General features: G+C 67.1%; 11 protein-coding genes. 8 read left to right on the forward strand and 3 right to left on the reverse strand.

The features are described 5' to 3' along the window. Position 1: 1 nt before the first annotated feature. Entirely contained in the window at positions 2–793 is a 792-nt protein-coding gene (locus tag VHP37_13300) for an MOSC domain-containing protein (protein ID HEX2827318.1), read from the reverse strand. A gap of 75 nt (positions 794–868) precedes the next feature. On the opposite strand from VHP37_13300, the gene VHP37_13305 reads away from it, so the two are divergent. Next, on the forward strand, positions 869–1,603 hold the full coding sequence (locus VHP37_13305) for a Crp/Fnr family transcriptional regulator (protein ID HEX2827319.1): 735 nt from the start codon (positions 869–871) through the stop codon (positions 1,601–1,603). Here VHP37_13305 and VHP37_13310 read toward each other — a convergent pair. Beyond that, on the reverse strand, positions 1,600–2,019 hold the full coding sequence (locus VHP37_13310) for a response regulator transcription factor (GenBank protein ID HEX2827320.1): 420 nt from the start codon (positions 2,017–2,019) through the stop codon (positions 1,600–1,602). The genes VHP37_13305 and VHP37_13310 overlap by 4 nt on opposite strands. A gap of 247 nt (positions 2,020–2,266) precedes the next feature. On the opposite strand from VHP37_13310, the gene VHP37_13315 reads away from it, so the two are divergent. From VHP37_13315 to VHP37_13345, 7 genes are all read left to right on the forward strand, one after another. Next, positions 2,267–2,476 (forward strand): hypothetical protein, encoded by a 210-nt coding sequence (locus tag VHP37_13315; GenBank protein HEX2827321.1) that lies wholly within the window; start codon positions 2,267–2,269, stop codon positions 2,474–2,476. Positions 2,477–2,723: 247 nt separating this feature from the next. Next, a complete protein-coding gene (locus VHP37_13320; GenBank protein HEX2827322.1) occupies positions 2,724–4,109 on the forward strand; it encodes an outer membrane protein transport protein in 1,386 nt (461 codons plus the stop codon). Between the two features lie 151 nt (positions 4,110–4,260). Next, positions 4,261–6,432 (forward strand): FAD-dependent oxidoreductase, encoded by a 2,172-nt coding sequence (locus tag VHP37_13325; protein ID HEX2827323.1) that lies wholly within the window; start codon positions 4,261–4,263, stop codon positions 6,430–6,432. Next, positions 6,429–7,232 (forward strand): hypothetical protein, encoded by an 804-nt coding sequence (locus VHP37_13330; GenBank protein ID HEX2827324.1) that lies wholly within the window; start codon positions 6,429–6,431, stop codon positions 7,230–7,232. The genes VHP37_13325 and VHP37_13330 overlap by 4 nt, the downstream gene beginning before the upstream one ends. A gap of 3 nt (positions 7,233–7,235) precedes the next feature. After that, a complete protein-coding gene (locus tag VHP37_13335; GenBank protein ID HEX2827325.1) occupies positions 7,236–8,294 on the forward strand; it encodes a polyprenyl synthetase family protein in 1,059 nt (352 codons plus the stop codon). Positions 8,295–8,313: 19 nt separating this feature from the next. Next, the gene (locus VHP37_13340) at positions 8,314–9,486 is read left to right on the forward strand and encodes a saccharopine dehydrogenase NADP-binding domain-containing protein (GenBank protein ID HEX2827326.1); all 1,173 of its coding nucleotides are present in this window, start codon (positions 8,314–8,316) and stop codon (positions 9,484–9,486) included. Beyond that, positions 9,486–11,240, forward strand: a complete 1,755-nt coding sequence (locus tag VHP37_13345; protein HEX2827327.1) for a hypothetical protein — start codon at positions 9,486–9,488, stop codon at positions 11,238–11,240. Before VHP37_13340 ends, VHP37_13345 begins: the two co-directional genes overlap by 1 nt. Before the next feature lie 16 nt (positions 11,241–11,256). Here the strand turns inward: VHP37_13345 and VHP37_13350 are convergent, their stop codons facing one another. Then, the gene (locus tag VHP37_13350) at positions 11,257–14,406 is read right to left on the reverse strand and encodes an AAA family ATPase (protein ID HEX2827328.1); all 3,150 of its coding nucleotides are present in this window, start codon (positions 14,404–14,406) and stop codon (positions 11,257–11,259) included. Between the last annotated feature and the right edge of the window lie 59 nt (positions 14,407–14,465).

A 14,465-nucleotide genomic window follows, 5' to 3' on the forward strand; every position in this document is an offset into this window, starting at 1 on the left:
CCTAGTCGAGCACGGTCACGGGATCGCCCAGGCGTATCGTGCCGCCCGCGCCTCGCGTGAGCAGGCCGATGGCGAGCGTGGGCTGGGCCTGCGCGAAGGCGCGCGTGAGAGTCTGCATCACCGGCAGATCGCGCTCGCCGGTCTTCGGATTCGCGTGGGTCGCGAGGCAACGCACCTTGTCCTTGACCGCCTCGAGCTCGACCTCGCCGATACGCAGGCGCCGGCCTATCCATTCGTTCTCGGTCCACGCCGGCACGCCTTCGATCGCGATGTTCGAGCGAAAGCGCGTCTCGTCGAGCGCGGCGTCGCCCAGCGCGTGGCCGAGCGCGGCGACGCTCGAGCGGCTGTGCAGCGTCACCTGTCCGCTCTCGCTGTCCTGGTAGCGCGGCGTGACGCCGTCGCCGATGAGCTGCAACGGCAGGCGCTCGTGATGGCCCGACAGCGGATTGTCCGCCAGCGAAAGGACGTAGCGCTCGACCGCCGCGGCGAGCTTCTCCCGACCTTCGCCGTCGATCGCTTCGTCGGCGAGCACGACATCGCCGTGCGCGATCCGCAGGCGTCGCGATTGCGGATCGAAGCGCGCGGCGAGCTTCGCGAGCCCGGGCGTGTTGACGAGCACCGCGTAGCCGTACTTTCTGCTCCACGCATGCGGCGGCAAACCTGAATCGGCGAACCTGAACGCGAGCGCGCGGTCGCCGGCGATGCGGCCTTCGGGCAGCACCTCGAGCGACTCGCACGACTCCGGCGTAAGGCCCTTGACAGGATAGCGGTAGAGCGCGGCGACGCGTGACATGGCGACTCCGACGGGGTTCGTTGAGGCAGCCGATTATAGGAGAAGGGGGCGATTGACTTGTAATACACTCACCGCATGAAATCCGAGGCCTCCGGCCATCTCGCCAGGGCGGCCGAGCCTTCGAGCCTGGGGCTCAGGACCGTCGAGCTCCTCGAAGGCATCGACCCGTCCGGGCTCGAGGAGATCGCCCGCCAGTGCCGCTGGCGGCGCTACACGGCCGACGAGCAGATCATCTCGCGCGAGGCCGCGGACAACGATGTCTACATCATCGTCGCCGGACGCGTGCGCGTCACGACGTTCTCGGCCTCGGGCCGCGAAGTCGTCTTCGGGGAAATGCGGGCGGGACAATGGTTCGGCGATTTCGCCGCCATCGACGGTCAGGCGCGATCGGCCGACGTCGTCGCGATGGAAGACTCGCTCATCGCCGCGATGAGCCCGGCGCTGTTCCAGCGCGTCCTGCACGAGAACGTCGAAGTCTGCGATCGGGTGCTCAAGCGGCTCGTGCGCTGCGTGCGAGACCTCACCGAACGCGTCTACGACTTCAGCACTCTCGGCGTGCAGAACCGGGTGCACGCGGAGCTCCTGAGGCTCGCGCGTCAGGGCGGTGTCGCCGGCAACAGCGCCCGCATCGATCCGGCCCCCCGTCACGCCGACATCGCGGGCCAGATCAGCACCAACCGCGAACAGGTCTCGCGCGAGCTATCGGCGATGGCTCGTCAGGGCCTGGTGCGCCGCGAGGGCCACGCGCTCGTCGTCCCCGACGTGGCGCGCCTCGAGCGCATCGTCAGCGAGGTGCGGCGCAGCACCTAGCCGCGCGAGCGGACGCTGCGCAGATCGTAGGCTTGCCCGAGCGGCGCGGGCGCGATCGGCAGCATCTCTTCCTGCGCGGACTCCTCGTTCTCGCGACTGCCTACGAGCCCGCGGCGATGCGCTTCGATCACGGCCTGCAGACGGCTCGCGACATTGAGCTTCGACAGGATGTTCGCGACGTGGCACTTGACCGTGCCGGCGCCGATGCCGAGACGGCGCTCGATCAGCTTGTTGGGCAGCCCTTCGCAGAGCAGCGCCAGGACCTCGAGCTCGCGCGGCGTGAGCATCTGGCGCTGACGCTGGTGTTCCTCGACCATTGCGGCGAAGCGAAGGTCGCCGGGGCTCACCTGGAACGGCCGGGCGGTGGCGCGTTGCGAGGGGCTGACGAGGCGGGGCTTGAGTGCGCTTGCGGTCATGATGGTCTCCTTTCGTTGTCGCTGTTGTCCGGCATCTACCTGCACAAAATGGCCTAATGCGGGGTCCACTTTAGGCCGTGACTTATTGCGCGTATGTGCGCAAACGCACTCCAAAACGCAGGTCGGCCGGCCGCCGCAACCGGCAAAAGGGGGAGAGCCACCGCACCTACGCCCTAGCGCGGATTCGGTGGCGTAAGGCCCCGTCCACAATCGACTCCAGCCCTTCTGACGTGGGCCGGAGCAGACGATGGGACTCGGGAAGCGGTGCGGCGACCGGCGGGAAGCGCCATCCACGGACGGCGCGTCCGGCCGCAGCCTGCTCGTTCTCGCCGCCATCGACACTGCCGCCTTCGTCGCCGCGGCGTGGCTGTGCATCAGCGTGCCGGAGTCGCTGGAGCCGTCGGCGGGGGTCGGTGCGCCGGCGGCGGTTGCACAGGAGCCGCGCGCATGCCAGTGACGTACGGGCTCGGCGGCGCTTTCAGATCGTGGACGCGGGCCGGGGAAGCGCGACCTACTCAAGCCGCCATGAAGGTGTCACAATCGGCCACGGGAGAGGAATTAATGCGCAGCGAGTGCGCTTGGCGCAGCTCGCATAAAGCGCAGTTCCGGGCCCAGTGCCCGTTCCAATCGCCGAGCTGCACCGAACGCTGCAAACTCGCGGGACGTCGCGCGTGTCGTTCCGCCTGGAGAGCCGGGGGAGGAAAATGCAGACGCGCACCTCTTTCGCATGCACGCCGTATCGCACCCGCTTCGCCGTTCTCGCGTTGACGCTGCTCCTGCCGGGCATTGCTTCGGCGACCGGTTTCTTCATCAACCAGCAAAGCGTCAAGGGACTCGGTCGCGTCGACGCGGGTAATACCGCGGCCGCCGACGATCTGGGTACGCTCTTCTTCAATCCCGCCGGCATGACCGAGCTGTGGAAGCGGGAGCGTTTCGCGCGCGGCGACGGCACCGAGCCGCGGACGATGTGGTCGTTCGGCGCCCATCTCGTGATCGGCCGCACGCGCATCAACGACGCCGGATCGACACTGGCGACGCCGGGCACTCTCGGCGCCGACGTCGCGAGCGGCGGCGGACCTTCGCGCAACCCCGTGCATCCCACGCCGATCACGAACTTCTACATCGCGCACCGGCTGAACGAACAGTTCTCGGTCGGTTTCGCCGGCAACGTTCCGTTCGGGCTCGCCACCGAGTTCAACCCCGCGTGGTTCGGGCGCTACGATGCGATCGAAGCGTCGCTGCGGACGATCAACCTCAGCGGTGTCGTCGCGATGAAGATCACGGAGTCTCTGTCGATAGGCGGGGGCATCGACGCGCAGTACGCGCGCACGACGCTGTCCACGGCGATTCCCAACCCGCTCGCCCCGCCCGCCCCGGCGACCGATGCGCGCGTAACCAGCAAGGCAGACACGTGGTCCCCGGGATTCAACGTGGGCGTGCTGTACAAATTCGACCACGACCGCACTCGCGTGGGTGCTCATTTCCGCTCGGGCATGCGGCATGACCTCAAGGGCTCTTCGACGTTCAGCGGTTTCGGCGGCGTGTTAGCGGCGCAGAACGGCACGGTCGGCTCCAACGCGGTGCTGCATCTTCCTGCGATCGTCACGCTGGGCGTGCGCCACGCCGTCACGGACAACTTGACGTTGCTCGGCGAGCTGGAGTGGTACAACTGGAGCAAATTCAAGGAGATCAGGCAGAACTTCGACGACCCTACGAAGCCGCCCGGCTTGCGGGTCGTGAACTTCCGTGACACATGGGCGATCGCGGCGGGCGCCGAATACAAGCTGCCGCGCCCGGGCTGGACGGTGCGCGGCGGCGTTCAGTTCGATCGCACGCCCACGCAGGACGGGTTTCGGGACACGACCGTACCCGACGACAACCGGCTGTGGCTGGGACTGGGTGCAACCTGGCGCAAGTCGGATCGGGTGAGCTTCGACTTCGCGTTCAATCACGTTTTCTTCAAAGACACGAATGTGAACGTGACGCGGCAGTTCTTCGAGGGCACAGCGTTGTCGAGCACCGCCCGCATCAACGGTACGGCGACTAACGTTGTGAACACGATAACGGTCGACCTGCGCGTAGCGTACTAGCGACGGCCGGCACCGCTGGCGACAGACGGGGGACAAGTTGGCAAGCAGGCAACCGGCTGTGAATACTTCTGAACGAGGCGGGGCGGCGCGCGCAGGCGCTTCAGTCCAAGCTTCGCAGACGTCTGCGCGCACCGGATCGCAGCCCGATCGCGTGAGGGTCGCCATTGTCGGGGGCGGCTGTGCAGGTGTCGCTGCGGCATGGCAGCTCGCAGCGCGTCCCGAGTACGAAGTTCACGTGTACGAGAAGAGCTGGCGCCTCGGCGGCAAGGGCGCTTCGGGCCGGGACGGTGCCGGACGTATCGTCGAGCACGGACTGCACGTCTGGCTCGGCTTCTACGAGAACGCGTTCCGGATGATTCGCGACTGCTACGCCGAAGTCGAAAGGAAGCGCTGGGGGCCCTACGCGAAAGGCGCAAAGCTGCCGCATGGGAGCTTCGACGATGCGTTTTTCCCCGAGCCGCACATCGGCGTCGCGGCGCCCGACGCGATCGACGATTACATCCGCGATCCCCGCAAGGCCGCGATGATCTGGAGCGGGCTGCTCCCGCCTGCGAAGGGAATTCCGGGCGATGCCCTGGACGAGGAAAGCAATCCGTTCACGCTGACGAACTATCTCGCGCGCTGCTTCGAGCTGCTCAAGACGCTGCTGCTCAGCACGATCGATGCGTCAGACACGCCGCGGCCCGGCGAGCCGCGTCCCGAGGAGCGCTCGAGGCTCGACGAGGCGGTCGAGCTGGATTTTGCGTTCGACGCCACCCGGTCGCCCGCCGTGTTCGTGGAGGCGATCGCGCGCTACCTGCGCACGGGCGTCCTCACCACCGCCGCGGGCGTGCTCCAGGCAGTGACGATCCTCGAGACGTGGCTGCGCAAGATGAACTACTCGCCGCAGGTCGCCGACTCTGCGCTGGAGTTCATGGAGGCCGTCGCAGCGCAGGTTCGCAAGCAGTTGCGCGACCTCGTCGGCGTCGATCAGAAATTGCGCTGGAAGACCGAAGTCATCGACATCGTCATGACGATCGCGTTCGGGCTCTACCGCGATCGCGTGATCTTCGACGAACGAGGCCTCGACGCGCTCAACCATATCGACTATCGCGATTGGTTGCTCCAGCACGGGGCGACCCGGAGCTCCGTCGAATCGCCGTTCATCACGGGCTTTTACGAATTGACGTTCGCGTACGACAAAGGCGACCGCAAGAAGCCGGGGCTCGCAGCGGGAGTCGCTTTGCGTGGCGCGCTGCGCATGTTCTTCACCTATCGCGGCTCGATGTTCTGGCGCATGCGCTCGGGCATGGGCGACGCGGTATTCGCACCGCTGTACAAGGTGCTCCTGAGCAGGAACGTCACGTTCCATTTCCTCCACGAGCTCGAGACCGTCGCCTTCGCGTTCGACAAGAGCGGAAACTTCGTGAAGGGCCTGACCTTCAGAGTAGATGGCGAGCCGGCCGGGGTCGACGCGATCAGCGCCGCTGCGCTCGATCATTTCGGGTGCTGGCCCGACAGCAAGCGGCAGTTTGCCCCGGCGCAGAGCGGAGCGGCGCATTCCATGGTCGCGCTCGAAGCAGGCGACGCGTCGCAGAAGGGCTTCGACGCGGTGATATTCGCGATGGGCGTCGCCGATTTCGTGGCGATCGCGGAGCGCTCGGGATTTTTCCAGCACGCGCCGCAGCATTGGAGCGACATGATGGTCAACGTGCAGACGGTCGCGACACAGGCCGCTCAGGTATGGCTGGCCAGGGATCTGGAGGCGCTCGGCTGGTATCGCGGCTCCGGCATCCTGACCGCGCTCGAGCCGCCGTTCGAGACGTGGGCGGACATGACGCACACGCTTGCGAGCGAGCGCGCGTGGCGAGACAACCTGCCGGCGTCGGCGTCGGCGCAGGCGGCCCCGGCGCCGCAGGCGAAGTCGGTGGCCTACTTCTGCGGGGTGCTGTCGAATGCGGCCACGGCCAAGGCGAAGGGCGGCCTGACAGGGATCGTCCGCAATAACCTGAAGGACTTGCTGTCGCGCGGCGTCAAGCCGCTTTGGCCGGCAGCGTTTCGCGGCAAGCGAACCGCGGCAGCCGATCTCATCGGACCGGCGCACGTGCAGGCGAACGTCACCGGCTCGGACCGCTATACGCTTTCGCTGCCGGGAACCACCGACTACCGGATTTCGCCGCTCGATTCGACTTTCCGCAACATGACGATCGCGGGCGACTGGACCGCCTGCGGGCTGGACGCCGGATGCGTCGAGGCGGCCGTCATGTCCGGCATGCTGGCGGCGGTCGCCATCACCGGCGACGAGGACGCGATCGACGACATCATCGGATACGACCACCCATGACCGACGCTCAGAAGCTGTGGTCGCGCAGCGCGCCGACGCGCGCTCGGCCCGTACGCAATGCCGGCGGGTTCTACCGCTCCGCGGAGACGCAGGACCGTAGATTCGGCGGCATTCCGTTGACGACCGCCAACGACGCGGTCGTGGCCGCGATCCGTCTCGCGTACAAGGTCGCCGAAGCACAGGTCGACCGCAGCACGCGGTTCGCGACCGGGCTGCGCACCGCGGGCGATCGCGCGATCGGACCGCGCAGCGACCGCAAGGCGGTCGACGCGGTCGAGAAGCTCCTGACGAACGCGCTGATGTCGGGCCTGGCATGGTGGGAAGGTTCGGTCGCGGAAGGACGCTGCCCGGTCAGGCGCCTCGCGGCGGCTGAGTATCAGATGCTGGGGCAGATACTCGGGCTCGGCGGGAGGCGCGGTAAACCGGACGCGAAAGACACCGCGGGCGGTGGCCGGGAGGACCGTGAGGAGCCGGCCCCGGTATTCGCCGCGCGCGCCGGTGCCGGGACGCGCCTTCCGCCGCTGCGCATCGTTCACACCGGCGATCCGAAAGAGCGGCGCCCGGTGCGCGTGAGGGAATGGGAGCTGTCGCTGGACGGCCCGCTGCAGACTCGCCTGTACTTCTTCAGCGCCGAGCACCTCGACACCGACGCTCTCGAGGCCGAACTGATCGTCGAAGGACGCAGGGCCGCGGCGAGCCTGAACCTCGACACGCCGCGCCGGGCGCCGCCTGGCGCATGGCGCGCAGCCATCTGCGACGACGGGGGCGTGCAGCTCGGCTACGTCGAAATACTCCTGTAAAAGATGGCACGGCCGCATGCAGCGCCTTTTTCCGGCACCGACGACCGAGTCGTCGCCGAGGTGCTCAGCGAGTACGGCAAGCTCACGCGCGACAGCATGCAGGATTACCTGCCGCAGGCGGAACCGAATTCGTATCTGTACGAGCTGCTCGGCGACTACCCGCGGCGCGGCGGCAAGATGCTGCGGTCGAGCCTGTGCATTGCCATGGCACGAGCGACCGGTGCCGAGGTCGAGGAGGTGATCGATACCGCGGTGTCCATCGAGCTTCTGCACAACGCCCTGCTCGTCCACGACGACATCGAGGACGGCAGCGACGAGCGCCGCGGAACGCCGACACTTCACGCCCTGCACGGCATTCCGCTCGCGTTGAATGCCGGCGACGCCATGGGGCTGCTCAGCCTGCGGCCGCTGAAGCAGAACTTCCACCGGCTCGGCATCGGTACCGCGCTTCGCATCTTCGAGGAAACCGAACGCATGGCCTGGGAGAGCACCGAAGGCCAGGCGCTCGAGCTCGGCTGGCAGCGCGACAACCGCACCGACGTGACAGCGGAGGATTACCTCCAGATGGTGCTGCAGAAGACCTGCTGGCTTGCCGCCATCTATCCGCTGCGCGTCGGCTGTCTCATCGGCGCGCGGGGCCGCCTGTCGCTCGAGCCCTTGCTGCGGATCGGCTTTTTCTACGGTGCAGCGTTTCAGATCCAGGACGACCTTCTCAACCTCGAAGGCGGGGCCGCTTACGGCAAGGAGATCAACGGAGATCTGTTCGAGGGCAAGCGGACGCTGATGATCATCCATGCGCTGCGCGCCGCCGACGCAGCGGATCGAACGCGCCTGACCGATTTCCTGGGGCTGTGCCGCGAAGAGCGCACCGCCGGCGACGTAGCATGGGTGCGTGACCTTCTCGATCGGACGGGCGCTTACGATTATGCGCGCACGCTCGCACGCGCGCTCGCCGGCGCCGCGCTTTTCGAATTCGACCGGTATTTCGCGAAGACCCGCGACAGCCGGGACCTGCGCTTCATGCGAGCGCTGCTGACGTGGGTGATGGAGCGTTCGCACTAGGCGATCTCACGGAGCGTACATGTCCTGGAACATCCTGCTGTACGGCGCCACGGGCTATTCGGGCAACCTCATCGCCGAGGAGATGCGCTATTGGGCGGAGCGCGACCCCGGCGTTTTCAATCTCATTCTCGGCGGCCGCGAAGGCGAGCGTCTGAAGGCGATGGCGAACCGCTACGGGGCCGATTACAGGGTCTTCGGCCTCGATGAGCGGCGGGACGCACGTCGAGCCCTGACGGACGTCGACGTCGTGCTCAACGCAGCCGGTCCTTTCGCGTGGACCGCCCAGCGGCTCGCAAAGGTCGCGATGGAGCTCGGCTGCCATTACGTCGACATCAACGGCGAGGCGGACGTCTACAACAAGCTGGACGATCTGCATCTTGAGGCGATGCAACACGGCGTCGCGCTGGTTTCCGGCGCGGGCTTCTGGTCCGCTGCGTCCGACTGGCTTCTCGAAGACGGCTTGAAGCACTTTCCGGCCGACGAGCCTCTCGAAACCGTGCGGATCGCAATGTCCCGCATACAGACGTTCTCGCGCGGAAGCGCGGAGACCGTTTGGCGCTCGCTGCGCCAGCAGGTCGTGGTACTACGCAAAACAGAGGAAAACGGCGCCGAGCGGCTCGTGCCGTGGCACGAGCCGGTCGGAAAGCTCGAGCGCACGTTCGACTTCACGGCGCCCGGTGATAAGGAACGCGATCTGCGCATCGCTTCGGCGGCGAGCCTCGTCGACACGCTGAGCGCGCGTCTGACGCTGGAACGCTACAAATGCATGCCGCGATCGGTGGAATCCTACATAGAAACGGACCTGGGCCGCCGTATCGCGTATCAGGCGGGCGCCCTGATGTCCGCTTTCGCCGCGACGCGCGCGAGCCGGGCGCTGGTGCGCCAGACGCTGTCCTGGCTGAGCGAAGGCCCCAGCCCGGCCGAACGCGGCAGGGAGCGCCACCTCGTCATCCTGCAGCTCGAAGATCGCTATCGCCGCAATCTGGTGGATTGGCGCTGGGAGACGCCGAACGTTTACGAGTTCACGGCCCAACTCGCGGTCGGCGTCGCCGCCGGTGTCGGCATCCAGGTCGGCGGCCGCAAGTTGGCCGGTTGGTGCTCGCCGGCCGAAGCGCTCATCCGGCTGCGGCAAGACGCTGCGGCCCGGGTGCTCAGGGGATGCAACGCCATCGAAGACAGGAGCGCCCGGTAATGGCGAGGTTCTGGCTCGGCACCTGGGACGTGCAGCCTGTGCTGCCCGCGAGCAGGTCACCCGCGCAGCCGATCGCGTACCACGGCGCGAGCAGGCTCGCGATCGAGGTGATCGTCGACGACGGCGACGGCGGCGCCCCCAGTTACGCGGTGCTGCTTTCATCCGTCGACGACGTCGCCGATCCGCAGAACCTCGAGTGCCGGATCGGCTTCGCCAACGATGCCAAGGCGTGCGCGATCTGGCGTGACCGCGGTTTTCCCCTCGTCGATGCCGCGATCACCTATGACGGCACCACTCTCGAAGTCTTTTCGCCGTTTTACGGCGGCACCGAGAGCATGACGTACGACCAGCGGCTCCTCTCGATCACCGGCCTCGAGTTCGCATCGGCCGCCGGTTCGAAAGCCAAGCTCGGCACGCGCTATCGACAGTTCTATCAGGGTCCCGATTGGAGCGACGCCGCCAACTACATCAGGCAAGCGCCCGTGCAGTGGGGCGCGCCGCGCACACAGATCGCTTATGCCCAGTCGCAGGCCACGTTGACGCTGGACGTGGTGAGAGGCGTGCGCTCCCCCGACCTCATCCCGCTAGTCGGCATGAAGAGTATCGGCGTCGCGCATGCGTGGTCCGGGTATGTCGATGTTGCCAAGGCGAAGGCGGCGGCGAACGCCGAGCAGCCGACGCGCGTGAGACGCGCCGATCTGTTCGGCGTGCCGGCATTTCGCTTCGAGGACGTGGAGGTGCTCGGCTTCCGGCTCGATCTGCCGAATACGGCCGAGACCGACGCATGCCTGTCGAAGCTCGTCGAGCCGCTCAATTTCCATCTGGCCGACCGCGTGCGCGGCGCTCGAGTTCCCGATTTCCGATATCGCGCGGCGACTCGAACGGTGCTCGTCGAGCTTCTTCGCTACGGCCGCATGAAGCTGAGAGCGCAGGACCCGCCGCTCACCCTCATGGACTACCAGTCGCAGCACGAGCTCGTCGTCCGCGTGCTCGTAGGCCGCGTCGACGACGACACCGCGCAGGCGCACGATCCCGCGGTGTTCGTGCCGGCGATCTTCGTCGACAATCCGTGGTCGAAGATCGTCGGCAGAGATCTTCAGGGTTTCGGCAAATGCATGGCCTCGTTTTGCGTGCAGCGCGACAATGCCATGGTGCCGTTGAGACCGAACGGACGCGCGGCAGACGCGCCGGACCCGTACCGGCTGGGCGACGTGATCCAGATCAGCACGTTGACGCGATCGGTCACCGGCGGTGCGCCCGACGGCAAAAAGTTGGTCACGATCGATTGCCGTCCCGACGATCATCCCGATTGGGATGATTTTCGGAGCATCGACCTCGATATTGCGCTGGGAAGCTTTTCCGCGGTGGACGCGAGATGGCGGCAGACCGATTTCGACGGCGTCGAGTTCCGGCGCGCTTTCGCCCGCGAAGCCGTTGCCGAGCCGCTGAGGGGCTTCAAGTCGGTCCAGGTCGCCCCGATCGGGAAACGCGGTCGCAACCTGACCAAGACCTGGGTCACGTCACGCTTCGAAATCGACGGCGACGTCCGTGTCGCCTTTCCCACCGGCGGAGCACGGGTCACGTTTCACGCGGACCCGGCGGCTCCTCGCGACTGGCTGTCCGTCTGCAAGCTGTTCGGTGTCGGCGACGAGCCGCTCACGCAGCGCAACTTCCGGACGGGCAGCTGGTATCGAATGATGTTTTCGATGGACATGACCGTCGAAAGCGGGCTCGCGTGGAACGACGCGGGCTGACGTTCGTGCCGCGGACTTACGCGCCCTCGGGCACCGCTGCGGCGATGGCGGCAAGCGCGCGCCGGAAGACGGCCAGGCGCTCGTGCATCCACGGTCCCTCCGGACAGGCGGCATGGCCGTCCAGGGCGTCGCTCGTGGCTTGAGCGAGCGGCGCGGTGTCGTCGCGCGGCGCAAAACGCGTCACGAGTATGGCCGCGGCGCGCAGCGCATTGGCGACCGCGCCGTGCTCGTCCGCAATGGACATCGCGCGCTTGAGCAGCGGCAGCGCAGCAGCGTCGTCCGGCTCGAGCTCTGCTTTGAGGATGAGCAACTCCGGATGCATGCGGAAATCGCCGCTCGCCTCCGCACGGCGCAACGCCTCCTCGATGAGGTGCTGCGCGACTGCCGTGTTACCGGCGAGCCTGTGACCGCGCGCGAGACCCCATAAGTACCAGGACGCATTGAGCCCTACGCCCTGGCGCGCAAGCTCGGTCATGGTGTCGGCAGCCTGTTGCAGCGCCTCGGGCGCGGGAGCGATACACGCCTGCGCGAGGCGCTCGACCAGCAGACCGGTCACGTACCATTCGCCGAAGCCGTTCTTCTGAGAGATGGCGACGCAGATCTGCGCATGCTCGACGCTTTCCTGGTAACGGCGCTGGGTGAATCGCAGACCCGCGATCCACGCGTGCTGGTAGGCCTTGTCGAAGTCGCGACCGAGATGTTCGACGTGAGACAGGCCTTGGAGGATCGCGCGATCGGCCGCGTCAGGATTGCCCAGCAGCCACTCTATGGTCGGCAGGATCGCCAGCGCGGCCAGCCCGGCGTCATTCGGAACCGGATAGTGCAGCGTGTCGCCGCCTTCGCGCCGATAGAGGTCGAGGGTGCGCTCGATCCAGGAGCGGCACTCGGGCACGTCACGGTAATACATGGCCGCATAACAATGCACGCTCATGGCGTCGATCCGGAACTCGGGCCGGCCCGACTTGTCCGCGATCTCCATCGACTGCAGCGAGAGCTCGTGCCCCGTCGGCAGATTCCCGCGCACGAGATTGAGCGCCGTCAGACCCCGCATGATCGGATAGAGCATCGCCGCTTCGGCGCTGTGGCCGCAGACCTCGCGCGCCTGCCGATACGTTTGCTCGACGATGGGCGCCGAATAGCCGTGCCGTCCCGTCAGCGCTACGCCGAGCTGGACCAGCAGCCGGAACTCGAGGTGCTGCCGCTCGGCAGCGTCCTGGACGTGCTCCACGAGCGCGAGAGCCGATTCGCAATGGCCCTGCGTCTCCACGTAGGCGCCGCGGGACGCGGTGTCCGAGCTCGCCTCGAGTCGAATCCGCACGGCCTCCACAAAGCGGGCCGCTTCGCAAAGATGGTGGGCGAGCACGTCGGGGGAAGCGTCGGAAGTGCCTTGATACGCGGCGGTCAGGATATCGGCCGCCCGCGAATGCAATCGCCGGCGGTCGTCGCGCAAAAGCGTCTGATACACCGCATCGCGGATCATCGCGTGGGTGAAGCGGGCGCGATCCGATGCCGGAGACGAGCGCGGGGCGAAAAGGCCATGCTGCCCCAGCAGGTCGAGCGTAGGTGAGAGGTCCACGAAGTGCTCCGACAGCATCGTCTGGAGCAATCCAACCGAGAACTCCCGGCCGAGCACCGACGCAGCTTGTATGACCGCTCGCTGGCTGCGGAAACGCTCCAGGCGGGATTCGACGACCAGCTGCAGCGTCGCGGGGACGGCGCCGCCGGTCGGATTCAGCGCGCGCCCGAGCGCGCCGCCGCTTTCGGATTCGACGGCGCTGCGCGTGAGCTGCTGAAGAACGAGCGGCACGCCTTCGCAACGGCTGACGATCGCCTGGACCACCTCCTCCCCGAGGTCCGCGCCGTGGGCGGCCGACCGCACGAGGTCCGCGGCCTCATCGGGCGGCAGCGCTTCCAGCACGATGCGCGTGTGATCGGCTGAGAGGTTCTGCGCGAGGTCGCGCTCGCGCTCGGGGCGCGTCGTCACGATCAACACGGCAGGCAGACCGCCGATCTGCTGCGCGATGCGCTGAACCAGCGTCGCGGTCGTGTCGTCGGCCCAATGAAGGTCTTCGCACGAGGCGATCATGGGCCCTTGCGCCGCGAGCGCGCGCAGCATGCGGCAGATCGTGTCGATCGTCGCTTCGCGTAAGTCGTCGGGGCTTTGTCCCGGCGCCGGTGCCGCCTCGATGCCCAAGAGCGGCGACAGCATGTCCAGCGCGCGAGGCACGTCGTCTTCGGCCAACAGGCGCAGCAACAGCGTTCGCGCCAGCTGGTCGCGCTCGACGCTCGGTGTTCCGGTCTCTATGCCTGCGAGCCGGCGCAGCAGTACGCCGACCGGATACAGCGGCGTGTTGCCGGTGCTCGGCATGCAGTCGATTTGAATCGCCGTGGCGCCGATTTCCAGCGCCGAATCGATCGCGGCCTTGGCGAGGCTCGACTTGCCGATGCCGGCGGGTCCTACGAGCTCGACGATCTGGCCCGCACCCGCCCGCGCTTTCGCCCAGCACGCCTCCAGCGTGTCGAGCTCGGTCGAGCGCCCCACGATCGATTGCCGTGCGACGTCGAAGCGTTGCGCGACGAAACGCGAAGCGATCGGTGTTTCGCGCGCGGCGCACCATGCATGCAAGCCCTGGCCGAAGCCTTTGGCTTCGCGCGTGCCGAGATCCTCGTAGTCAAAGAAGCGCGCGGCCAGATGCTTCGTCGCATCATCGATGACGACCCAACCCGGTTCGCCGAACGACTTGAGGCGCTCGGCTACGTTGATCGCGATACCTTCCAGCGACTGCGTGAGATGGTCGATCGCGACCGGGCCCGACGCGATCCCGACCCGGAATTCGAGCCTGACATCCGCGACTCGCAAGCCGCGCACCGCGCGCGCGAGCTCGAGCCCGGCTCGCACCGCGATCTCCGGAGCGTCCTCGCGCGCATCGGGATATCCGAATGGTACGAGTGCGCCGTCACCCTCCCAGCGCGCGATCCGCGCGCCGTAGCGCTGGACGACGTCCTCGATGAGCTTCCGAACGCCGCGCGAGAGCGCGAGCCCGTCCGACGGATCCAGCGCGCTCCAGATGCGGGTCGACTCGACGATGTCGCATTTGAGGATGGTCGCGTGGCGCAACTCCGCGTCGGCGGCGCCTCCCAGCGCGTCCATGGATTTTTCTGTCATCGAGCCTCCATCGTCTCATCGGACAGCTCGGCGGCAGCCCGGCCGTCTTAGTCGGATCG

Source organism: Burkholderiales bacterium (genome assembly GCA_036262035.1).
Taxonomy (GTDB): Bacteria; Pseudomonadota; Gammaproteobacteria; order Burkholderiales; family SG8-41; genus JAQGMV01.